The sequence below is a fragment of the Burkholderia sp. SRS-W-2-2016 genome (assembly GCF_001931485.1).
In the GTDB taxonomy this organism is placed as follows: Bacteria; Pseudomonadota; Gammaproteobacteria; order Burkholderiales; family Burkholderiaceae; genus Paraburkholderia.
In genome coordinates this window covers 64431-86278 of the sequence record NZ_MSDV01000001.1, presented here as the reverse complement: position 1 = coordinate 86278, position 21848 = coordinate 64431, and the positions used below count along the sequence as shown (strand labels likewise).

At 58.3% G+C, this 21848-nt stretch carries 20 protein-coding genes; 14 read left to right on the top strand and 6 right to left on the bottom strand.

Translation table 11 applies throughout. The features are described from left to right. From BTH42_RS35775 to BTH42_RS34580, 3 genes are all read left to right on the top strand, one after another. Positions 1–181: hypothetical protein (locus BTH42_RS35775; RefSeq protein WP_218641987.1), on the top strand; the 181-nt coding region annotated here is incomplete at its 5' end. Between the two features lie 157 nt (positions 182–338). Then, positions 339–1226 (top strand): GyrI-like domain-containing protein, encoded by an 888-nt coding sequence (locus BTH42_RS00345; protein ID WP_075294737.1) that lies wholly within the window; start codon positions 339–341, stop codon positions 1224–1226. An 830-nt stretch (positions 1227–2056) separates the two neighbouring features. Then, positions 2057–2386 carry a hypothetical protein gene (locus BTH42_RS34580; protein WP_143751939.1) on the top strand — a complete coding sequence of 110 codons (330 nt, stop codon included), beginning with the start codon at positions 2057–2059 and terminating at the stop codon, positions 2384–2386. A 123-nt stretch (positions 2387–2509) separates the two neighbouring features. Here BTH42_RS34580 and BTH42_RS36405 read toward each other — a convergent pair whose 3' ends face one another. Continuing rightward, complete coding sequence (locus tag BTH42_RS36405; protein WP_075294736.1) at positions 2510–2749, bottom strand: DEAD/DEAH box helicase family protein; 240 nt, start codon at positions 2747–2749, stop codon at positions 2510–2512. Between the two features lie 1585 nt (positions 2750–4334). Here BTH42_RS36405 and BTH42_RS00335 point away from each other — a divergent pair. The 5 genes from BTH42_RS00335 to BTH42_RS00315 all read left to right on the top strand — a co-directional run bounded on the left by BTH42_RS00335 (position 4335) and on the right by BTH42_RS00315 (position 8611). Then, a complete protein-coding gene (locus tag BTH42_RS00335; protein WP_075294735.1) occupies positions 4335–4778 on the top strand; it encodes a hypothetical protein in 444 nt (147 codons plus the stop codon). A 155-nt stretch (positions 4779–4933) separates the two neighbouring features. Then, positions 4934–6499, top strand: coding sequence for a recombinase family protein (locus BTH42_RS00330; RefSeq protein WP_075294734.1), 1566 nt, complete (start codon positions 4934–4936; stop codon positions 6497–6499). Between the two features lie 29 nt (positions 6500–6528). Continuing rightward, positions 6529–7398: a ParB/RepB/Spo0J family partition protein gene (locus BTH42_RS00325; RefSeq protein ID WP_372237234.1), complete on the top strand. Its 870-nt coding sequence runs from the start codon at positions 6529–6531 to the stop codon at positions 7396–7398. Continuing rightward, positions 7395–8297 carry a plasmid partitioning protein RepB C-terminal domain-containing protein gene (locus tag BTH42_RS00320; protein WP_075294732.1) on the top strand — a complete coding sequence of 301 codons (903 nt, stop codon included), beginning with the start codon at positions 7395–7397 and terminating at the stop codon, positions 8295–8297. The genes BTH42_RS00325 and BTH42_RS00320 overlap by 4 nt, the downstream gene beginning before the upstream one ends. A gap of 68 nt (positions 8298–8365) precedes the next feature. Continuing rightward, complete coding sequence (locus BTH42_RS00315) at positions 8366–8611, top strand: hypothetical protein (RefSeq protein WP_075294731.1); 246 nt, start codon at positions 8366–8368, stop codon at positions 8609–8611. Positions 8612–8708: 97 nt separating this feature from the next. Here the strand turns inward: BTH42_RS00315 and BTH42_RS00310 are convergent, their stop codons facing one another. Then, positions 8709–9188, bottom strand: a complete 480-nt coding sequence (locus tag BTH42_RS00310) for a hypothetical protein (RefSeq protein ID WP_256701676.1) — start codon at positions 9186–9188, stop codon at positions 8709–8711. Positions 9189–9634: 446 nt separating this feature from the next. Here BTH42_RS00310 and BTH42_RS00305 point away from each other — a divergent pair, with 446 nt between their 5' ends. The 5 genes from BTH42_RS00305 (at position 9635) to BTH42_RS00285 (ending at position 13997) form a co-directional block, all read left to right on the top strand. After that, positions 9635–11407, top strand: a complete 1773-nt coding sequence (locus BTH42_RS00305) for an SWIM zinc finger domain-containing protein (protein ID WP_075294730.1) — start codon at positions 9635–9637, stop codon at positions 11405–11407. Between the two features lie 610 nt (positions 11408–12017). Continuing rightward, complete coding sequence (locus tag BTH42_RS00300) at positions 12018–12554, top strand: DUF6471 domain-containing protein (protein WP_305954760.1); 537 nt, start codon at positions 12018–12020, stop codon at positions 12552–12554. Positions 12555–12800: 246 nt separating this feature from the next. After that, positions 12801–13079: a hypothetical protein gene (locus BTH42_RS00295; RefSeq protein ID WP_241023644.1), complete on the top strand. Its 279-nt coding sequence runs from the start codon at positions 12801–12803 to the stop codon at positions 13077–13079. Further along, entirely contained in the window at positions 12977–13387 is a 411-nt protein-coding gene (locus tag BTH42_RS36260; protein ID WP_305954759.1) for a BPSL0761 family protein, read from the top strand. Before BTH42_RS00295 ends, BTH42_RS36260 begins: the two co-directional genes overlap by 103 nt. Positions 13388–13439: 52 nt before the next feature. After that, entirely contained in the window at positions 13440–13997 is a 558-nt protein-coding gene (locus BTH42_RS00285) for a hypothetical protein (RefSeq protein WP_143751938.1), read from the top strand. Positions 13998–15048: 1051 nt separating this feature from the next. On the opposite strand, the gene BTH42_RS00280 is transcribed toward BTH42_RS00285, so the two are convergent. From BTH42_RS00280 to BTH42_RS00265, 4 genes are read right to left on the bottom strand one after another with little or no spacing between them, the layout of a single operon-like run. Beyond that, complete coding sequence (locus BTH42_RS00280) at positions 15049–16893, bottom strand: TniQ family protein (RefSeq protein WP_075294727.1); 1845 nt, start codon at positions 16891–16893, stop codon at positions 15049–15051. Beyond that, complete coding sequence (locus BTH42_RS00275; protein WP_075294726.1) at positions 16890–17879, bottom strand: TniB family NTP-binding protein; 990 nt, start codon at positions 17877–17879, stop codon at positions 16890–16892. Before BTH42_RS00275 ends, BTH42_RS00280 begins: the two co-directional genes overlap by 4 nt. Continuing rightward, entirely contained in the window at positions 17876–19888 is a 2013-nt protein-coding gene (locus BTH42_RS00270) for a Mu transposase C-terminal domain-containing protein (protein WP_075294725.1), read from the bottom strand. The genes BTH42_RS00275 and BTH42_RS00270 overlap by 4 nt, the downstream gene beginning before the upstream one ends. Further along, on the bottom strand, positions 19885–20676 hold the full coding sequence (locus tag BTH42_RS00265) for a hypothetical protein (protein ID WP_075294724.1): 792 nt from the start codon (positions 20674–20676) through the stop codon (positions 19885–19887). Before BTH42_RS00265 ends, BTH42_RS00270 begins: the two co-directional genes overlap by 4 nt. Before the next feature lie 866 nt (positions 20677–21542). Between BTH42_RS00265 and BTH42_RS00260 the strand changes: the two genes are divergently transcribed. After that, entirely contained in the window at positions 21543–21845 is a 303-nt protein-coding gene (locus BTH42_RS00260; RefSeq protein WP_075294740.1) for a DUF4258 domain-containing protein, read from the top strand. Positions 21846–21848 lie beyond the last annotated feature (3 nt).

Genomic DNA, 21848 nt, shown 5'->3' with positions numbered 1-21848 from the left:
GGGTTTTGGGGGTTTGTTGTGTGGGTGGGTTAACGCTGGGTGGTCGATGCTGGGTGCTGGGTGCGGGCGGTTGCGGCGGTTGATTGCTGCGGCTGGTTGCGGTTTTTGCCGGTTTACCGGTGTGTCGGTTTACGGTGCGCCGGGGCTGCGCCTGCCTGGATTCGATGAGTTCGCGTTGTGAGGACTGCGCGTACTCGCTGCATCAGCGGATGCTTAATTAGTTTGGTTTGCTGACGGTCGGCCGGCTCCGGAAGTTCGCAGGATTTGGTAAACGGCGGCGCTGCTCGGGCGTGCTACTTTGTTTGCATGCTCAATCGCCCATTTTTATCGGTCCAGTCATGAACGAATCGGCTCATCGGCAACGCTACGAAACGCGGCTCGCTCGCGTGCTCGACCATATTTACGATCATCTGGACGATCCGCTCGACATTGAGCGGCTGGCGGAGATTGCGTGTCTGTCGCCGTATCACTGGCACCGGATTTATCAGGCGATGTATGGCGAGACGATCGCGACGACGGTGCGGCGTTTACGGCTGCATCGCGCGGCGGGGCATCTCGCGAATAGTTCGATGCCGATTGGCGAGATCGCCGAGCGCTCGGGCTACAGCAGTTTGCAGTCTTTTTCGCGGACGTTTCGCACGGTATACGGAGTGCCGCCGGCGCAGTATCGCCGACAAGGCACGCATAGCCGGTTCCGGCCGGCGCTTTCAGGAGACGATCAAATGTCGATGATGCGTGAAGTGACGATTCGTTCTGTAGAGCCGATGGAGGTGGTGTCGGTCGATCATGTCGGGCCTTATATGCAGATCGGCAAGGCCTTCGATGCGTTGTTCGGGTGGCTCGGCAAACACAATCTGCTGGCTGGGCAGGTGCGGATGATCGGGCTGTTCTTCGATGATCCGGGGGTGGTCGAAGAGCAAAAGTTGAGGTCGAAGGCGGCGGTGTTGTTGCCGGGGCGGGTGATGGATGAGGTTCGGTCGGCTGTCGCGGTTAACGCTCGCGATGGGGTTTCGGTGACGCGTATACAGGGTGGGGAGTATGCGGTGTTGCGGCACGTCGGGCCGTATAGCGATATGCGGGCGGCTTATGAGTGGCTGTATGGGACGTGGCTCGTGCAGTCCGGACGGGAGGCAGCGGATGCGCCGGCGTTTGAAGAGTATTTGAATAATCCGAAGGAAACGGCGCCTGCGGAGCTGGTTACGGAGATTTGTTTGCCGTTGGGTTAACGCGGGCGCTTGCTCGCTTTTTCTTGGGTGCTTGGTTCGTTGCTTGATGCGGTGTGTGCGTATACGTTGCGCGGGATGTTAACGCTGCCTCTGGTTTTTATATTCTTTGTATACGTATACGTAGTAATAGTTAACAAGGCGCCCTGTTGCCTGTGGATAACTTCGAAGTTCGTTTACGGATCAACAGGCTGCCGAATCGATAACCCTTGGGAACGTGAGCGGACAGAGGGGCGGAGCCTGGGAGAAGTTTTTGGCGGCCGGTATACGTGCCCGGTTTGTTCAGGTTTCGCCCACAATTTGTTGGGGCTGTTTTACAGGAGTTATTCAGAGGGGGATGTGGATAACTTGGGGTGGGTGATGGGTGATTGGGGCTGTTTTTGCGGCGTGACTTCGCACTGTGGCGGCCGGCAAAGTTTTGAGTGAAAACATCGATTTAAGCCCTTTAAATAGGGCTTTTTGCGATACCCACGGTGGTATCTTATTGATTCGCGCCCATGTTTTTGACGTGCAATTTCGCAGACGTTGGGCTTTGTTGCGAAAGGAATTCGGTGTCAGCCAATCTGGTAATGAACCGTGGCGACGAAGGTTTCAAACTGTGGCGCGGATGCCGGTGCAGCAGCGGATGGTTGTGCGCAATGTGCTTGCCGCGCTGATTTGCAAGAGCGAGGACGCCAGCTGTACTAGGCAGCGCTGCTGCTATGGAAGCTCGGAACCGCAGGTCTCGACGAATGTAGGTAACAGGAGAACCAAGAGGTAAACGAAGCGCGGGCGATGAGTGCGCCAACACTCACCGCCCGCTGACCACAACCAACTCATACCAGGAGTTGACTATGGCTAAGGCCAATCTTAAACCGCGTCGCGTTAGCAGAGAACAACACGCAAGTGTTTCTGTTGAACTGAAGCAGGCTAACGACACGGAAAGCCCAGAGGAACAGCGCCGGCGCGTCGCATTTCCGTGGATGCCGGTTGTTGACTCACTGCTAGAACACGCGGGATTTCTTCCAGGCCAACGGGTTTTATTTAGCGTCGACTACAGAGTCGGGAAGATCACGATCGCGCTGGATCGGAATTACACCATTGCTGGTCGGCAGATGACCCCGGAGGAAAGCATCGCGCTTGCTCATGTGGATGAAGGTTTGCCGCGTTGGCTGTGCCCGTGAAGACGACGCGCGAGTCCACATAGAACGCACCGGCTAGACATGCTGGACACCAGCGAACCCGGGTTCTGTTCAAACGCACGCGATTTTCTACGTTATCTCGCGACTTCTCGGATGGCCTCCGAGTCATCCAGGATGGCCACGGCTCTCAGCCTCACGACTCCATTGCTGCACCAAATGTCGATATGGGCAGATCACGATTAATGCTTGTAGCCCAAGCTGTTCTGACAGCTTCACGGCTGCCGCCAGCGCTGTGATCGTTTTACCAACGCCTGTCGCCATCTGGAGAATTCCTCTCCCTTGGGCAGCCACCCAGTTACGAATTGCGTCTAGCTGATACGAACGTAGCTTTAGATTGACGGGCAAGCCAGGACGTCTGGAAGCCTTCTCACGTGGCGAGCGCCAAGCCAATTGCTCTGGATCGAGGCTGGGAGGAGATACTGGCGTGTATTTCTGCAGCAACTCCTTGGCTACGTCTGTGAAATCCAGAATCTCGAGCCCCAGATCGGAATTTGCCCCGTTCCACAAGCGGTCAAAGTCCGCGGCCTTGGAACGCGCACGGCCATGCGGGTCCTCCCACGACCAATAAACGTCAATAGACTCGAAGTTGTCGACGAATCCCCCTTCCGTCTCATTCTGCGAACCTGTAAAAGAAACGAGATTGCCTTCCGCATCTTCGAATACACCTAGAAGTCGTCAACTACGTTGCCGTCGTCGGATCGGTAGCAAATGCGAGGCGTGAACTCACGAAGGCTCATCGTTGCACACAATATCGCAGGGGTTCGTCAACTTGGTGAAACTACGGTTTCCGTTCTACTGGCATTACCGAGATGTCCCATCAATTCCGATCCGACAAAGAGACACCAAAGGGCAATCAATATGCATAACTAGCAGGCGTTTTTGTATTCCCAAAGCTTATAGCTAGTCGAATTTCAGTATTCTTAGCTTGCGACACTTCAAAGGCCTCGTGAGCTAAGAGGGTGTGCCTCCCGGAGTATGACCTCTTAATTGCTTCGACGATCGTCCTCGGCTCCCCTGTCGCGTGTCGCTTGATTGTGAAATCGTTGTCGCCACACGCAAAACCCTGCCGATAGATTTTTTATATCTAAAACGCGATGCCTTAGGCTTTCGCCGAGAGTCATCTTGCGATATTTCGCAAAATTTCACTATTTGTGGCCGCATTTTTCGTCAATTGTGGCGAAATATTCGCAAATGGTGACACTCGACACTACACCCACTGTAGACGGTCGCATATCCCGAGAAACTGGCCCTTGCCAGAGAAGGCGCTCCAGCCAGTGCGAACGCATAACGTGAGAAAAGCGGACGCATAATCCGAGAAATTCAAACCCGGGCCACGTCAAATGCGTTGTGCTCGAAGCCCCAGAAACGAGCTCTCCCGTCGGCAGACGGCGGTCGCGCACGCGCGCGTTTTTCGAAAAACTGCGCTTGAAGTAAGGAAATTCTAGCGATTTTCGCCAGTGATGGGAATCCGCTGGATGCGCACGGATGCCCCTTCTCCATCCGTTCCCACGCCAGTGATTTCGCCGGCGGGTCGAGACGGCCGCATGCGCCCGTTGCACTGCGACCTAGAGAGCCCCTTGAAATCGACCCGCCTCTGCCTTGCTCGCGGCAACGCGTTCGCGCCGCCGCCGCTATTTGCCCGCCAGTGTTACTAGCGTAGCCGCGGTTGCGCGATGCGCGTTCTGACTTCGGCGCGAATTGGGTCACATCTACCCGGCGCTTCCGTATGTGCGCGGATTCCTGCTGACCAATGACTTCGGGCCGACCGAAACATGTGCGATTCCAAGCACCGACGGCTGTGACCTGTCCGAAAAGTGTGTGATTCGCCGGCAAGTCTGTCCGAAAAATGTATGTCTCTAACACACCAGAGTCCGCCGTGACAGGTCGGAACCTCTGCGTGCGCCCGTCGCAACCTGACCTGGAGGGGCCCATGAAATCGACCCGCTTTTGTCTTGCCTGCGGCAACGCGTTTGCGCCGCTGCCGCATGTCCCCCGCCAACGATATTGCTCCTCGGAGGCTTGTCAGCGCGCCCGGCGACGCGACTGGCAGAGCAACCGGCTCCGTAACGACAGTGACTATCGCGACAACCAGGCTCGCGCCCAGGCGAAATGGCGCGCGGGCCACTCGCGCTACTGGCGTGAATATCGGGGTGCGCATCCGGCGTATTGCGAGCGCAACCGCAGTATGCAGCGATTGCGCAATGCGCGGCGGGCCTCCAGCGCAATTGCAAATATGGACGTCATCAAGCTTCCCCGGCCGCTGGACTCTGGCTTCTACCTGCTGTCTCGCGCGGCTGACGCCGGCGTTGCAAAAATGGACGCGTGGACCGTTCACATCGCCGTACTGTCTGAGCCGACCGCGCCGCCGACGTGATTGCAAATAGATGACTTGATACACATCGGTTTCGAGCCTGCTACCTTTGCCTTGTCGCCGCTCGCTTTCAACCGCGACCATTCGATGGTTCGCATTGGGCGTCCATTTGCGTCCGATGCGTGCGGCCTGTCGGTGTCTGAGTTGCGGGGTGGAGCATGTCATTCAATAGCGCGGATGCGCCGGTCGACGCCAGTTCTTCTGCCGGGCGCGCAGCGGAATACGTACGCATGTCGACCGAACACCAGCAGTATTCCACCGAAAATCAGCGCGACCGGATTCGAGACTACGCTGCCCGTCGCGGATTCCAAATTGTCCGTACGTATGCCGATGAGGGTAAGAGCGGGCTACGGATTGACGGCCGTCAGGCGCTTCAAAATCTCATCGCTGATGTCGCCAATGGCAATGCTGACTTTTGCGTCATCCTTGTTTACGACGTGAGTCGATGGGGGCGATTCCAGGATGCTGACGAGAGCGCGTACTACGAGTACATCTGCCGCCGCGCCGGCATTCAGGTCGCGTACTGCGCCGAGCAGTTTGAGAACGACGGCTCACCGGTCTCGACTATCGTCAAAGGCGTCAAGCGGGCCATGGCTGGCGAATACAGCCGGGAACTGTCGGCTAAGGTGTTCGCAGGCCAGTGCCGCTTGATTGAAATGGGGTTCCGGCAAGGAGGGCCGGCAGGCTATGGATTGCGGCGCGTGTTGGTCGATGACCATGGCCTTATGAAAGCAGAATTGCACCGCGGCGAACATAAAAGCCTCCAGACGGACCGGGTGATTCTCATGCCGGGGCCGGAAAGCGAGGTGCGAACGGTCAACCTCATCTACGACTGGTTTATCGATGAGTCGCTCGACGAATACGAAATCGCCGCGCGTCTGAACGGTATGCGCGTTCGGACTGACCTCGACCGGGAATGGACACGAGCCACGGTACGCGAGGTGTTGACCAACGAGAAATACATCGGCAATAACGTGTACAACCGTGTGTCGTTCAAGCTGAAGAAGATGCGTGTGACCAACACACCTGATATGTGGATTCGAAAAGAAGGTGCATTTCAGGCAATTGTTCCGAGCGAGACGTTCTACACGGCTCAGGGCATCATGAGAGCCCGTGCGCGTCGCTATTCAAACGAGGAATTAATCGAGAGGCTGCGCGGCCTGTACCGGAGTCGAGGATTTCTTTCTGGTGTCGTGATTGATGAAACCGATGGCATGCCATCCACGTCAGTCTACGTTTACCGTTTTGGCAGTCTGATTCGCGCGTATCAGACCGTTGGTTTTACACCCGGCCGGGATTACCGTTACATCGAAACCAACCGCTTCCTGCGGCAACTCCATCCGCAAATCGTCTCACAAACCGAAACGAAAATCGCGGATTTGGGTGGCACAGTGATACGCGACCCCGCAACCGACCTGCTGACGGTCAACGAGGAGTTCACAGCCTGCATCGTACTCGCCCGTTGTCAGGCACATGACAGTGGTCGCAATCACTGGAAGGTGCGCTTCGATACCAGTCTTCTGCCGGACATCACGGTTGCCGTGCGCCTCGACCAGACCAACGAATCGACGCTGGACTACTACCTGTTGCCACATCTGGATTTTTGTCAGCCTCGCATTCATCTGGCGGACCAGAATCCCATCGAGTTTGAGAGCTATCGCTTCGATACGCTGGACTACCTCTATGGCATGGCCGAACGCGCCCGTCTCAGGAGAGTAGCGTGAATACGCAGCAGCAGACCGGAGAAATCCGGATGGTCCCGGTCTCCCAGATTGAAGTTCTCAATGCGCGAGAGCGGAACGGTCGCGTCTTCAAGGAAATCGTCGACAACATCAAGACCATCGGTCTCAAAAAGCCTATCGTCGTCACGCCGCGAGCAACGGCCAGCGGCGTAGAAAAATATCTGCTCGTGTGCGGCGAAGGCCGATTAAAGGCGTTCCGCTCGCTTGGAGAGGCGACTATCCCCGCGCTTGTGGTCAGTGTGAGCGACGAGGACGCGTTCGTCATGAGTCTGACTGAAAACATCGCGCGCAGGCAGTGTCGCCCTCTCGAACGGCTCGCTGGCATTCGGCAATTGCAGGAACAGGGATATGCGCCAAAGGTCATCGCCGAAAAGACAGGGCTCACGGCGACCTATGTTCACGGCATCCTCACGCTGCTGCATCAGGGTGAAGAAAGACTTGTTGTTGCGGTGGAGAAAGGCCTCGTTCCCCTGAATGCCGCCCTCATCATTGTCGGAGCCGGCGACGACGATACCCAAATACAGGCCGCGCTCCAGGAGGCGTACGAATCGGGAAAATTGCGGGGCAAGCAACTGATGAGCGCCCGTCGTGTCATTGAGCGAAGAAAGGCACTCGGACGAAGCACCGCACACAATATGACCAGCAAGTCTGCCGCCGTCACGACATCTAGCCTCGTGCGAACGTACGAGCGAGAAGTAGAACGTCAGAAATCCATGGTCAGAAAGGCCGAATTCGCACAACAGCGGTTGTTGTTTGTCGTCGGTGCATTGAGGCAGCTGTTTTCTGATGAGAACTTCATCAACCTCTTACGCGCGGAGGGACTGGCCAGCCTGCCGAAGTACCTTGCCGAGCGCGTTTGGCCAAGCGGGAGTGCCACATGACTGGAGTCACCCTTGGATTCATTCCCGAGCCGCTATCGGTGCCGGTCTGCAGCATCTTGCCATCGCGCAGAATACCTGCGCCCGTGGTCGAATCACGCAAATACAAGCAGATAAGAACCTCAATCGAGGAGGTGGGCCTCATTGAACCGCTTTCTGTAATGGCCGCGGACCAGTCTTCCGGGCAACATGTTCTTCTGGATGGCCATCTGCGCTTGCTCGCCATCCAGGACCTGAAGCATGAGCGTGCCGCCTGCCTTGTCGCGACCGACGACGAAAGCTACACCTATAACAACCGTGTCAATCGCCTGTCGACAATCCAGGAGCACTACATGATACGGCGCGTAATTGAGAGAGGCGTATCGCCCGAGCGGTTGGCGAAAGCTCTTTCCGTCGACGTATCCCAAATCATGAAGAAGATGTCGCTCCTCGATGGCGTGTGCCCGGAAGCGGCCGAACTTCTCGGCGACCGGCAGTTTTCGGCTGAGCTCGTTCGCGCTATCCGCAAAATGAAACCGACGCGGCAAGTTGAATGCGTAGAGCTGATGGTGGCTGCGAACAATGTGTCCGTTGCCTACGCGGAGGCATTGCTGGTTGCTACGCCAGCAGCGCTTCTGGTGGAGGGTAAGAAGCCACGCAAACTGACCGGCGTCAGCCCGGAGCAGATGGCGAAAATGGAGCGCGAAATGAGTAATCTCCAAGGTCAATACAAGTTGGTCGAGCAGAATTACGGCCAGGACGTGCTCAATCTGGTGCTCGCCAAAGGGTATCTCGCCAAACTCCTCGAAAATGAAGCGGCACGTCAGTACGTTGCCCAGCATCATCCGGATTTGATGGTGGAGTTTGAGTCCATCATTGCGACCATTTCTCTCGACCAGCAGCAATTCAGCGCGGCGCTATAGTCGAGCTCTGACATGGCGGAGGTTGCAACGCGCCGCGAGACGAGGACCACCGCCATCTATGTCCGGCAATGGCGCTGTTGCCGGAGCGAAGGGAGTTGCCGCCACCCGCCGGGCTGCTCGGCCAGAAGCATTTGAGCGACCTCGCTTGGACGCCAGAAGCCAGCATGCTCAAGGGCGAGCGGACGTTCTTTAACAACTGGCAATGTACGGAGCTCGCTGGTGAGACTTCATCAGCGATGGTGACCATCGGATGGTCGCCCAAGCAAACTGTCGAGCTCGCCGTTCCGCTCGTCCATTTGAAACGTACTCGATGACGGTGGGTATGTCGATGCCCGGTACCATTCATTCTCACGGTCGCACGTGGCCGTCCTGCAGAAGGAATTCACCCATTTTTGCCGAAGGGGACGGACGTCAAACGGCCACGGACAGTGAAAGCCGCTCCTGGATAACCGCGCTCCAGGGCTTCCAGCTGAAAGGACGACTCGGGTGCAGGACGAACAGCAACTGAATTTTTCCGCTAGCTGTCGAGAGCGCGCCGGCGCGAGGGTAGCACCTGTTGATATTCTGCGGAATCTTCTCGATTCGGCATGGGAGCTGACGCTGGGCAGCAACTTCCTTTAGCGCATCGACTGACCCGACGCCGTATACCAGTATCTGCTTGACGGCCAGCGGGTTGACCAGGTCGAGCACCTCGTCCCATCCGGCGCGAAACTGGCGCTGTGACGGCCGGTGCTTCAGCGACCGCAGCGGCTCGAGCACGAGGTTGTGATACGCCACCGACGACCAGAACGCGAGTTTGTGGTCATTCGTCGGTTTGGCTGAACAGAGCACTGCTCGCTCGATGTTCCGCACGTACCGCGAGTTACGCTTGAACTGCAGGGCATGGTTCAAGTGCGTGACACGCAGCGCATCTGGCCTCGCGTACCGGGTCCGAAAGATTTCCTGTTCCCGCGGCGTCTTCGTTCACTCGTAGATGCTTTCCCCGAGGACCAAGGTGCGGACCGGCGAGTTTGCGTACTGGCTGCCGACCCACGGCCACCACCGCAGCGCTGGGCGCCTTTCGAAGTGCGGGTCAAATGAGAGGTCAAGGTTGGTCATGGATTGAGCAGGTCACAGTGATTCAAGCGGCAATAGGCGAGGCAATTTTAGAGCTTCCATGAGGGCCGAACTCGACCACACCACCCGGCGACACGGACCCACGGCCAGGCTAAATCGCATTTCGCAAGCGTTCAGGCCATCACGCGCACGTTCAAAATTGGCCGCCTGCTTGCTCATCGCCGTATCATCGTGCCTGTGCGCCGCGCGTCGCGGCATTATCCGTTTTCACCGCTCACCCGATGTCCCAGTCTGCAAAGCTGTCCGAGGTTCTCACTCTCGCTGCAGTCCAGTCGCTCGCCGACACGAAGACCTTTGCGCGCGGCAAGGCCTATTTTCACGAGGGCGTCGTCTCCCGCCTTGAAGAGCGCGATGAAGTTGTTCGCGCCACCGTGCGAGGCACGCACCGTTACCGGGTTGAGCTTGCCGCCGACGATGGCGAACTCGCATATGAGTGCAACTGTCCGATAGGCGACGAAGGCGCGTTCTGCAAGCACGCTGTCGCCGTCGCGCTTTCCTGGCTCGAAAATTCCGGTGATGAGGTGTTTCACGCCGAGGAATCGGCTCAGTTGAAGCCGCGCAAAAAGCGCAAAACCTTCGAGGAACTGATTCGCGAATACGCGACGACGCTGGACAAGGACGCGCTTCTGGAATTGTTGATGGACGCCGTCGAACGCGACCCGACGTTGCGCGACAAGCTGCTGTTCGCTGCGCGTGCCGCTGGGGCATCTGATTTGCCCGGCATGAAGGCCGCCGTCAGGCAGGCGACACGCATTTCCCGGCCGCTGGATTGGCGTGAGTCCGGTGCATACGGCGACGGCCTGATGTCGCTGGCCGACATGTTGCGTCAGAGGCTTGCCGGGCCACACGCCGCACAGGTGGTCGAACTTTCCGAGCTGGCGATTGCAGGCGCGGAAAAGAGCCTCGAACAGATTGACGACTCCGGTGGAGACGTCATGCCGGCCATCCTCGAGCTGGCGTCTGTTCACCTCGATGCCTGCACGTTGACGGGCCCCGACCCGGTGAAGCTTGCGGAGCGACTCTTCCGCTTTCAGACGGAAGGCAAGTGGGACACGTTCTACAACGTTCTTCCGTCCTATGCGCAGCCATTGGGCAAGAACGGGTTGAGCCGCTATCGCGAACTCGTCAGCGAGGCCTGGGAAACGCTGCCCGCGCTCGTGCCAAGCAAGGAATATCGACGGTCATACGACTCGCCGCGCATGCAGCTCGAACACGCGATGGAAGCGCTGGCCGAACTCGACGGTGATGTGGATACGTTGATTCGTATTCGCTCTAAGGACCTCTCGAGTCCGTACCGCTTTCTGCTGGTGGCGGAGCTTTGCGTGAAGCATGGTCGCCCGGACGAGGGGCTCGCGTGGGCCGAGCGCGGCATCAAGGAATCCGGCAAAAGCTTTGACCAGCGCCTGCTCGACTTCTGCATTGATGCGTATCTGGGTCGCAGCGAATTCGAGAAGGCCGATGCGTTCGCGTGGCGCCGCTACGAAATGCAGTCGACGGCCGAGGCTTTTTCGGCCTTGATGAAAGTCGCTACCGCCACCGGCAGGCATGACGAAACCCGGGAGCGGGCCCTGAGGCATCTTTGGGCGCTGGTCAGCGAGGAGGAGTCGGTCGCAGAATCGAAGCGCAGCGTCTGGCAGCGCGCGACGCGAAGCGAGCTGGTCAGGGTTTTTCTGGCCGGGAGGGAGAACGACGTCGCATGGGAAACGTTCACCGGAGGTCCGGTCTCAATTCAGCTGTGGCCTGAAATAGCGGCTATCCGCGGCAAAACCCATCCGCACGACGCCATCGCTCTTTATCACCGCCTGCTGCCGGTCGCTGCCGAGAACGGCTCGCGCAACGCCCGTTATGACGAGGCATTTGAAATTGTGCAGGCCATCGCCATGCTGCGCGCAAGGCTGGATGAACGTGGGGAGTTCACCCGTGAACTGGAAGAGATTCGGGCGACGTATCGCGCGAAGCGCAACTTCATCAAGCTGCTCGCCAAACTGTCCTGAGGTCAACGGCAGGCCTTGATGGGCCGCTAACGTTCCAAGCTGCTGGGGTATTGGCATCCGAACGGCAAACTTGGCGAATCGACTGCATACCATTCCCTTGTTTCCGACCAGTTGCCAATATACCGGCTTTCCCAAGGTCCGAGCTAGCGTCGCGGTTCCGGTTGCGGCGCCTTCGGCGCCCGAGAAATCAGGCATCACCCCACCGCTTCCCCCGACGGCCATGCGGACTTTCACGGCCTTTGATAACTCGGCCGAGCGAGTTCTCCTGGTGTTCGGAAACAAATGCGTCATCCGGTGCTGAGTGGTGAATTGCGAAGCCGTGCGCATGAACGGCGGTACGTCGCGAGCGGAATGGTCGCTTGAAGCAAGGCACTTGGAAAAAGCCAGATTGCACGTGTCGGCCAAAGCTTTGCAACGAATAGCCGAAGCGCGTAGCAGCACGCGTGTGTAAATTTGGCGAATAATGCCTTGCCCGATATACGTTTACTGACGGCGATGAGCGCATCGCTTCAGCCATCACTGCATTCTGTCTAGCCGCACCAGTTGCGGAACCCCACTGCAACATTCACAATTAACGCTTGCGTGTGTTTTTACACGCATTTCATGGTATATGGCTATGCGGAATCCTGCGAACCCTGTAACTGTCGACGCTCATTGGTCAAAGCTCGCCTCACGCGCCATCCGGGTCGCGTTGGCGCGCCGGGACGTGAGTTACGCGCAACTTGCGGACGCGCTGAATACTATGGGCTTGTCCGAATCGTCACGTTCTGTGGAAGGCAAAATCCAGCGCGGCACCTTCCGCTTTTCCTTCTTCCTTCAAACCTTGGCCGCCTCGGAAAGCCAATACCCCGAGCAATGGACTGTTCCGCTGCGCAGTGGCGCAAGCTGGGAAAAGTGCGCTGCTGACGTCATTCAGGCGGAACTCGTGACCCAGCCATGGCTGAACCATATCCTGCTTTCTCAACGCCTGGCCGAAATCGGCGTCGAGGTTGCCGCCGAGACATTGAAGAGCCAGATAGTGGACGGAACGCTTTCCACTGTATTGTTTCTTCAATGTGCCACCGTCTGCCGATTCCCTGACCTCCAGTTCTTTCTCGACAGTCGAGACATGATTGACGCCGCCGTCGCGGGAGCGTCGGCTCGGTAAGCCAACGCCGCGGACAAAAATTTCTTGATTTTCTGCAAGGCAAGTCTATATTTCGCCTGTGCGGAACGCGTGTAAAAACGCACGGTAACGGTGGCCGGTGGAGACACGTTGCTCGTCGAGGTGCGTCGCGGGCTGCTCCGGCAATGCGGACCGGCATCATATTGCGTGATGGAACGCCCTGCGGCTTGAGACCTGGAGGTGACCATGCCTGTCTGGAGAGTGGCGGATGTGAGCGCTGAGCCTGAGATGTCAATTTCCGACTGGCAAATCCTGGAAACGCAACTTGGCTCCAGGCATTTCGTGGGCTGCGATGTGCGCAACCTCACCGGCCGTGTCAGCACCGCCATTCAAGAGTTCGACCCGGCCGTACTGCGCGGCGTCACGTCGTCCGGGCGCGTCTATCAGCTCGTCGGACCCCGTGGATGGTCCGAGAACGGTCGGTATCTCTGGGAACGGTGGTGCAAGGTCAACGACATCACGTCCTACACAGATGTCACGGCCGAGTCGCTAGTGCAGAGGCCGTGATGACCACGCCAGCTGAGCGAACCAAAGCTGTGCTCGGTACCCGCGATTTCCTGGAGATACTCTCTCGCGCGGACGAAGTTACGATTCACGGCCTTGTACAGTCGGTCGCTGCGAGTCTCCTACGGCACTACCCTTTGAAAGTCGACCTCGATTTATCGGCAGAGGCGCTTCCGACAGTCTGGGCACCGCCATCAACGCCCGGCGGCAAAGGCGAGCAGGTCGCACGCGAGTTCAACCTGGCGCATCAGACATGGACTGTTAAGAAGTCGCATTTCCAGGGAGAAGCGGATGGCACGGATGGCGAGTGATGGAAGCCAAGATAGTCCGCATCACGACGCCCGGGCCTTGCGAGTCATACACATGGCCGCCGTGGCAGCAGTCTTGTTCGACCCCACGGCCGCTGCTGCGCTTCTTGAGATTCCAGATGCAGAGCTGGGCAGGCTTTTCAAAATCCGTCTCATGCGAATCGCTGGCCTGTCCACGGCCTTGAACTTGGAAGTCAGCTCGACTCCTGGTCGAATGCAGTCGGCATCGAATGGCGGCAAACGCGGCTCAAAGCGCGGTAAGTCGGCACGTTACGCCCTTATCGCCAAGGGAAAGCTTCTGCACTTAACAGACTTTCTCACGGCCTCGGGCATCTCCGAGCACAGGCTCGCCAAGGACCTCGCCGCCCGTCGCCTGTTCAGCGTTGAGATTGGGAGGGACGCCTACTATCCGGCGTTCTTCCTGGTCGATGAGCTGGACCGTAAGACTTTGGCGAAGGTATCGAGACGGCTTGGCAACGCTGCCGGCTGGCGCAAGTGGAAGTTTTTCACAACCCCGAAAACGACGCTTGGCAATTCGACGCCGCTGCAAGCGCTCATGCGTGGCGATGCAAAGCAGGTCCTGCGAAACGCTGCGGCGTTTGCTGACAAATAAGAGTAGGCATACGCTGCGGAAATTGCCGAAGTCAGGCGCTCGCGAAGCACCGAACCTCCTCCGAGCCTTCGCTGTCGAGAGCTAATAGTCGCGGGCCGTGCCGGCACACCCATTTTCGTGGAATTCGAGCTAGCACCGCGTTCGCGTCAGTCTCGCGTGACCTAGGCGGGCGGAACAGTCGCCTGCGTCCTGTGCTCGTCAGAACCGCCGTATGCTTCGGTGATGCCGACGAAACCAGTCTTGAGGGTTAGTACCCCCAACTGATTCTAGGAATTCAATCTCAGGACTCACGCGGCCTGAAAGCATGTCTTCAACGCCTTTCGCAATATCACTCAGCACGACTCGGAGGCGGCGCTCGGCTTCAAGCGCGCGGTAGTAGCCCAGCTTACGCGCGTCGAGAAGCGCGACGAACGGGTCGCCGTTCTTCGTCAAGACTTTCCCGGCGCCCGCCAGAACATCGTCTGGCAGCTTGGTGAGCTGAGAGCTGGCCTCGCTCAGGTAACACCTCTTGGATGCGAATCGGCATACGTGCCGCCTGGGCAGAAGTCATCATCGTTGAGACACGAAAAATCGCGAAGCGGCCCCGTGTCGATGCAACGTAAAACAAATATCGTCCTTACACTCGCCGGCGCGCGGGTGTACGGCGCAACATGCTCACTTGCGCGACATATACTTGATTGCAAGGACGCACATACCATCCGCCGCGCGCAATGCCGCTGGATGGTCGGGGCCGCCCCATCCGTCGATGGGCTTCGGTGATGGCGTCGCTTGCCGCTCACGCTGGCGAGGTGCTGACCGCCGGGGCGTGGGGGACACTCGAGCACTGGGGGGATGCCGTGAGAAGCTCGACGCGCTGGCGAAGATAGAGGCGCGAGGCGAAAAGTCTGTCGGGCGAGGCGGCTCCATACCGAAGCGGGGTGGCAGTGGCTGAGTGAAGGCGCATCCCGGGCATGCCAGGGAGGGCTGGGCTCAGCCTCACCACCCGAAGCGAAGAAATATGCATCTGTTTTTTGGCTGAGCCTGGTGGAATCAAAAGCAATGAGCCACGAAATCATACCTGCGGCGCAGACACGAACAGGTCATGCCCAGCGCGCGCACCAAGCACGGCAAGTCGGCCAAGGTCTGCAATACGAACCAGCCCGCCTCGAGTGGCGCCGTCAGGTAGACGCTGCGCTCCGACCAACTCAATGCCAGGCAGCAACCGCGACAACGCGGATGACTTCGTGCCCATCGCGCGCGCGAGGTCAGCCAGTGGCACGTAGGTTTGCCGGAACGAGAGCAGTTGATTCGGCAATACGACACGACACGGCTGCCCGCGAAGCTGAATCGATTCCGACTCGAGCAGGCCTTCGCCAATCCAGTGAGCGATGCTTTCCCATTTCCAGCCTGTGGCTTTCGTCAACTGCTGGATGGACATCCCGGATTCTAGTAGCGGCGTGCCGAAGTATTCGGCGACATCCGAACGCCGGAATGCCATGTCGCCCAACGTCCGGCCGCGCGCGACAGCTTTCACGTGACCTGCTGCCATGGCCTGCATTAGAGACTGGATGGCCTGCCTGTCGCCCATCCTCCGGCTCGTCAGCTCCGACCACGTGAGCTTCGCGTCATCCACGATAGCTGCTGGTTCCGCTGCCCGGCTGACGCGCGAATACAAATCCAGTACCGACTGGCGCTCGACTTGGCCCGCCTTGAACAGGTCTTCGCGCCAGCGCACATCCGACAGAATGACCTTGGCTGCCTTCATGTGGGCAAGTACCGAATGAGGTACGCCTGCCAGTTCGCAGGCGTGCTCATCAGAAACCCACTCCGCGCGTCGCTGCTGGATACGAGCAACTTCCGCACGGGGGATTTCGTAAATCTGTCCTCGGGTTCCAAGTCGGCGAGTGCGGAAACTGCACTCCCTGATTTCCATCGACTTGCGCAGACGAGATGCGCTGACGCCGATAGCCTTGGCTGCATCCGGCAATCGGACATAGTCCGTTGCAGCTTCGGCAATGGACTTCGTCGCATCCATTCCAAGCACACCGTCGAACTTCTCCGCTGCGACGTCAACGACTGCCTGCATGAATGGCTCCAGCGCAGTGCCAACACAAAGCACGCGCAGGCTGGCATACCACGGGCCGAGCAGGGAGTTCAATGTTCGGGCATCCTGCTTTCCGGCAGCAATGCGTCGCTCTACATGTTTCTGAAACCCAGTCGGCCAGTCGTGCAAAAACGGTTCCAGAGGCGCCAGAAATTCGATTGCTTCGGTGATGGATTTAGGGAGCGCGGCACCGCGATGTGCCCCGGGCGCCGTGGGGTCTGCATGCAGGCAAAGTGTTCGAACCAGCTTGGCCAGACTGGCGATGTCGACGTGGCACACCCCAGGCGCAACACCACCGGACTGTTCTCCTGAGCTGCCAATCAGCTCCGAGAGCCAGTGTTGGGCCGGCGTTGCGGCAACTCGTGGAAGCCGGCACAGGTCTGCACCGCAATCGCACTGGTCGATGTGGTACCGGTGCGGAGAAAGATATTCCCCGCACTCGTGGCACTGGTCGACCAGGTGGATGCCGTGCCTTGGACAAGCTGTGACGTAGGTGTGCTCCCAGTAGTGCCGCAGGTAACGGTCTTCGGACAAGCAGGCTGGGCACACTGCATCTACCTGGGCACGATGCAAGCGTCCCCAGCTACGGCACGCGGCATCCTGATGGCTTGCGAAGTGCGTCCACGCGCTTTCCAGGCCGAGCCGGGACGCAACAAAGTCGGCATGGCCGAGCAGTGCACTGCGATTGCGCTGTACGCCAGCAAGCCCAGCAAGTTCCCGCCAGTTCGACAGGACGTTGTCTGGGGCGAGCCGGCGATAGTAGCCAAGTCCGGATTCGTCGTTTTTCGGAGGGTAGGTGACCGCGAGGCTCATTGCACAGCTTCCGATTTGTTTTTGATGATGGGCACAGCTAGGTCGTTTTCGCGCATCACCTGCAAAAATGCCTGATGCAGTGCGGCGGGAGCGACTGCGTTTTCAACCGTATCTGGACTTTCGAATGCCGGAAAATTGGGAGAACCGGTTGCCGTTACTCCCTTGAGGGCTTCGTGGCAATCGGCAAACGTCAGCGTGCGCGGGGCCTCGGAAGCCATCCTGTCTGCGAGTTCCTGCATGAATCGACTCACGATGCCTATCAGGCCTCCGCTCAGCAAATAGCACTGGTACGTGAGTGCGGCGGGTGACGACGCAATTGGGAACCGGTGTTCCGCGAAGAGATTGGCGAATGCGGCAACGCAAGAGTGAAATGCCCGCATGTCATCGGAGACTCGGGAGTCGTAAGGCAGAAGAAGACGCGGCGCGGATGCGCGCAGTCGTAACTGTTCGTTGTTATCGAACAGGATTTTCAGGCGCGGCACGCCAAACAGAAGCAGCGTCAAGTTATGCGAGTCGGCCAATGCCTTGAACCAGTCAGCAGCCGCTCGTACGGGAACGCGCGAACCTTCTTCTACGAGGTGACTGGCTTCTTCGAAAATAATCACCCGCGTACCGACCAGCTTCAACTGTTCGAGCATGCGGGTGCCCATGGCTCCAGACGTGATGCTGCGCTGAACGGGCATGCCAAGCGCAGCAACCACGCTCTTCGGCAGCTCCAGCGTGGTGGCTGGAGTGGGAACTTGAACAACGAGTACCGGGACCCGACGCCGCCCATCAATCTTCGTTTCGCCAAATTCGCGCACCAGCGCGTTGATAAGCATGCTCTTGCCCACTCGTGAAGGGCCCATGATTCGCTCGATGCGACTTGCACGGCCGGCCAGCGCATTTTCGATGCGCTGCTTCAGCGGCTGAAAATGCTCCATGAAGTGCGGATGTGGAAGCTCACACGTCTCAATGGCGACGAGCAGTTTTTGTGCGGGTGTCAAATCAACTCCTCCCCGTTGTTGCGGTTCAGCATGGCAAGTGGAGGGATGTCGGCAAACGACGCGGTAGCCGACGGCGCTGCTGATGGCGTGGTGTGCGACGGCTGCGCCGAAGGATGCAGCGGTGGTGCTGGCCGCCGGGCCGCGCGCTTGACGGCTTCGGTTTCCCTGGTGCGGGCCTTTGTTTCCTGGTTTTGCTGACGTCGGCTCGGTCGTTTTCGCTTCGGCGTCCGTGCGTCAGACATAATCTCCTGGTGCAGGTCATGGTCGAACTTTTCAGCCTGGGGAGCGGGTTTAAAGCCTGCCCTGTGCTTCTTGAGCTTCTCCTTAGCCTCTGCGAACGAGTACGCAGGCGTCTCCTCTGTCGCGAGCTCGTTCTTCAGCTCGATGAGCGGAACGTCATCGCCGTCGTAGATGTAGACCTCGCGGAAATCGTCGCGGTTATAGAGCACGTGCAGATACTGCTGCTCACCATACCTGGCAATCAGACCAGGCAGGTTGTCGCCCTTGAAATGGAACCCGTCAATCGTGATGCCGGTGTTACGACTCAGCTTGCGCTCGACGTGCGAGTAAAGTGCCGCAAGCCATTCGGCACGCGACGGAGGCAGCGAAATTGCGTAGCACGAAGATTCAAAATACTTCCACCGCTCGTAAGGCGTACCCCCCTCGAGCGATTCGGACAACACCACATCCCATTCCAGGCGTTTGAGCGGCTTGTGAATCCACTTCTCGTAGTACCAGCGAACAATCCAGCGCTCAAGTTCTTCTTTCGTCTTGAAATGGTCGCCTAACTTCACCGGGTCGCGTGTTCCGTCCTCATCGTCAAATCTCGTGCTGCCGGTGAGCTTGCCGATGGCTTCTTTCAGCGAGCGGTTCAGGCGTTCAATGAAGGGTTTTTCTTGCCCGGCCCGACCCCGGCAGTACCGGGTCTCCGTTCCCAGTTTCTCGAGGTTATCGATACGCGCCGATTTGTTTTCTGGACCGTTGTCGAAAACGAGGAGGCCGGGTGTTCCGCAGATGTTCATCTCGTGGTCGACCCCCAGCTCTTTGAGCTGCTTCAGCTTGAGCGGTGCCATGTACATTTCGATGCATGCGAGCGCCTCGCGTTCGGTCGGCGACCCTACAACCAGGCGCCAGCCCAGTGGGTAGCTCGTCGCACAATCAATGGCATGTATCAGCCAGAGGTCGCTGGTAACCCCATCTTCCGTTTCAACATAGAACGGCAGATGCACGGCATCCTGTTCGACGCGCTGGAGCGGCAGGTCAGCGATGATGCGCTTCGCTGCGATGGATTTGCCCGCAATCGCGTCCTCGGGAAGCATCCGGTCGTGCTCAGGGTCGGCGGACAGGTAACGCTGAATGGTCTTCTGGATAAACCTGAGACTGATTGGGCGCGCGACTTTCGGGTGAAGCTCGCCATGCACCCGCATGTTGACTTCGTTCAGAACGTCCGCAAGCGTCAAACGCGAATGTGGGACCAGGTAGAGGTCTTCGGCAACCACACAAATTGTGTTGATGATTTCGATGGGGTGCCGCAACGACCGGTTTCCCTGATTCGCCTTACCTCGCAGCATCGGTTCGCCAGCCAGGTCGCGTTCGCGATACCGGTACATCGTTGCCTGCCTGGGCAGCGGGCGTGAATCCTGTGAGGCGTTCTTCTCATACTCATCGGCCATCAGCTGGTAGGCATGCCGGAAGCTTACGCCGCGCTGTTTCTGAATCTCCTTGATTCTCCCCATGATTTTGCGGGCGAACTGATTATTTTCATGCAGCTCAGCATCATCAGGTTGCGCGGCAAGACTGTAACGCGGCTTGCCTGCGCGCAGCACAGTTATCTTCCCGCGATAAATTTCGTCATGAATTTGCGCGATTGGAATGTACCGGTCCTGCCTTTCGGTGGAGTCGAATACCTTGATGCACCCGCCGTGCGGATGCGGGTCCAGCACCTCCATGTACGCATCGTGATTTCGCGGTGGCGCGAGGCGGTCTCGCAGCTGCAAGGTGGTAATCATCCGTTCATCTCCTGCGCGTTTTCCATTTCTTCGAGGAGATACAGGTGCGAGAGGTCGCCATATGCCAGGCTGACTTCGAGCGTTGAGCAGATGGTGTGATGCGCGATGTCGCCCGCGATAACGCCGCCGACTAACAGAACAGGAATCAGCCCCGACAGGAGCTGAAGGTCCGCGCACAATGCACCAACCGATACGGGACCGCCTTCGCAGCGACGCGTGACGCGCGCAACGAGTTCATCGGTGAGCCAGGCATCGAGCCGGTGAATGGCTTGTTTCAGGACACCGGGGTTCATCCGGAGCGGATGCCTGCCGTTTTTGGGGACGACAACACTGCGCAACGGATAGCCATTCGCCGCCAGAATTGGGCGCGCACGTGCGATTTTGTCCCAGTAGACGTCGTCGCCTTCGTTGCCTTCGCCCTTGACCTCAATGGCTTGATGCAAGCCACCCGTCCAGTCGACGCTGAAGTCCGGCGTGTACAACTTCGGGCCAGGAATTTCACGATGCTTGTGCCACGCCGTCCGAACCGCGTCGCGCGTGAAAAGCATGCGCTGCTCAATCAGGTCAACGGTGAACGGCTGCGGCTGAAATGCCTTGACGCGCGGGTCGATGATGAGCAGATGCGCCACCAGCCGCTCGTTGTTGAGCTCGACCTTGAAGTGCCCGTCTGCTTTTTCGCTGAACGAGCTGTTGTGCGGCTTGCCGTAGGTCGGTGCAGTTTCGCGAACGCCGCTGTTCGCGGAACTCAGGCGACCGCGGCGGCCGTAGGTGTGAGCGGTGCGGCTCATCGTGCACCTCCTGACATCAGATGCAAGTTGGTCGATGAGGTGTCGGGCGCGGTAATGCATGCAGCCATGCCGACTGGTCGGAGGTGGTCTGGGGATGCGGAAGGGCGATTTCGGTCGTACACGATGCAGTTCAACGAATGGGTAACTGCAGAGCTAACGACACGATTTTCGGGAAATTTATCGGCCAAACGGCCGGCGCGACAGACGTTACACGAGCGAAGTCTTGCCCCGCCGAGGAAGAGACCCGCGAAATTTTTTTTCGCGTTACAGGCTTGTGCGACAGGCGTTACAGGCCCGTAACGCCGACGCGACAAGTCTGTAATGGAAACGTTACAGGCCCAATACTTATTTGAATTAAAACAATGAGTTGAGTAGTGTGATTTGGCGTGGCATAGGTACGCCAAGCATGCTTTTCGGCTCGCACGCAGCGGGAAAAACGCCTGGTGGTGCGAGGACACAGGGGCGGTGTCCCGACCTAGGATGGCAATCTCACGCACACCCAATATGGTGAAGAGCATGCAACTATTTTTCTTCACCATCCGCAGGACTAGGTCCCGCCGCACACCATCGAAAGTGACCCGCCTCATCGCTCGCTCCGACGTTTTCGTACCCTCTCATAAATAGGGGCACATCCGCATTGGCGGGTCGGCATTGCGTTCGCAGAGCCATTCTCAAAACTGCTCGTCGGCATTGCACCGACGCCTGTTTACCGTAGTCAAGAGAGAAAGAACTTTCAAGCTGGGCGAATGAATGCGGGAATGTGCTCCGGTTCGGTGCCCATTTACGCGTCGAACGAGTGCAAGAAAGTTCTTCCCATTAGTTTCGTAGCGTGCTACGATTCAATCCATGGCAAAGATGAGGTCGTGATGAGCGATAACAATCTTGGGTTTGAATCTGCACGTGACCGTCGTGCAGCGATGTCTCGACACGCAGACAAGCGCGCACAACAGCGAGGAATCGACAAGGTCGCGCTACCGCTACTACTGGCGTATGGCCAGCGCGAGTTCGACGGGCGCGGAGGCATCCGCTATCTCATGACTGCGGATGCGCTTGACTCTCTGCGCCGGGTGGTGGGTCGCACGAAACAGGTAGAAGCTCTCGCCGGAGTCTACGTCGTCGTTAGCGCTGACGACCAGACAGTCATCACGGTGGGGCATCGTCACAATTAAGAA

Coding starts and splice junctions, on each gene's coding strand:
- BTH42_RS00335 (WP_075294735.1), top strand. CDS start 4,335: ATGAAATCGACCCGCTTTTGTCTTGCCTGCGGCAACGCGTTTGCGCCG.
- BTH42_RS34580 (WP_143751939.1), top strand. CDS start 2,057: ATGGCTAAGGCCAATCTTAAACCGCGTCGCGTTAGCAGAGAACAACAC.
- BTH42_RS00315 (WP_075294731.1), top strand. CDS start 8,366: ATGGCGCTGTTGCCGGAGCGAAGGGAGTTGCCGCCACCCGCCGGGCTG.
- BTH42_RS00345 (WP_075294737.1), top strand. CDS start 339: ATGAACGAATCGGCTCATCGGCAACGCTACGAAACGCGGCTCGCTCGC.
- BTH42_RS36260 (WP_305954759.1), top strand. CDS start 12,977: ATGGTCCGAGAACGGTCGGTATCTCTGGGAACGGTGGTGCAAGGTCAA.
- BTH42_RS00280 (WP_075294727.1), bottom strand. CDS start 16,893: ATGAGCCTCGCGGTCACCTACCCTCCGAAAAACGACGAATCCGGACTT.
- BTH42_RS00325 (WP_372237234.1), top strand. CDS start 6,529: ATGGTCCCGGTCTCCCAGATTGAAGTTCTCAATGCGCGAGAGCGGAAC.
- BTH42_RS00260 (WP_075294740.1), top strand. CDS start 21,543: ATGAGCGATAACAATCTTGGGTTTGAATCTGCACGTGACCGTCGTGCA.
- BTH42_RS00300 (WP_305954760.1), top strand. CDS start 12,018: ATGGCTATGCGGAATCCTGCGAACCCTGTAACTGTCGACGCTCATTGG.
- BTH42_RS00320 (WP_075294732.1), top strand. CDS start 7,395: ATGACTGGAGTCACCCTTGGATTCATTCCCGAGCCGCTATCGGTGCCG.
- BTH42_RS00265 (WP_075294724.1), bottom strand. CDS start 20,676: ATGAGCCGCACCGCTCACACCTACGGCCGCCGCGGTCGCCTGAGTTCC.
- BTH42_RS00295 (WP_241023644.1), top strand. CDS start 12,801: ATGTCAATTTCCGACTGGCAAATCCTGGAAACGCAACTTGGCTCCAGG.
- BTH42_RS00330 (WP_075294734.1), top strand. CDS start 4,934: ATGTCATTCAATAGCGCGGATGCGCCGGTCGACGCCAGTTCTTCTGCC.
- BTH42_RS00305 (WP_075294730.1), top strand. CDS start 9,635: ATGTCCCAGTCTGCAAAGCTGTCCGAGGTTCTCACTCTCGCTGCAGTC.
- BTH42_RS00285 (WP_143751938.1), top strand. CDS start 13,440: ATGGCCGCCGTGGCAGCAGTCTTGTTCGACCCCACGGCCGCTGCTGCG.
- BTH42_RS00270 (WP_075294725.1), bottom strand. CDS start 19,888: ATGATTACCACCTTGCAGCTGCGAGACCGCCTCGCGCCACCGCGAAAT.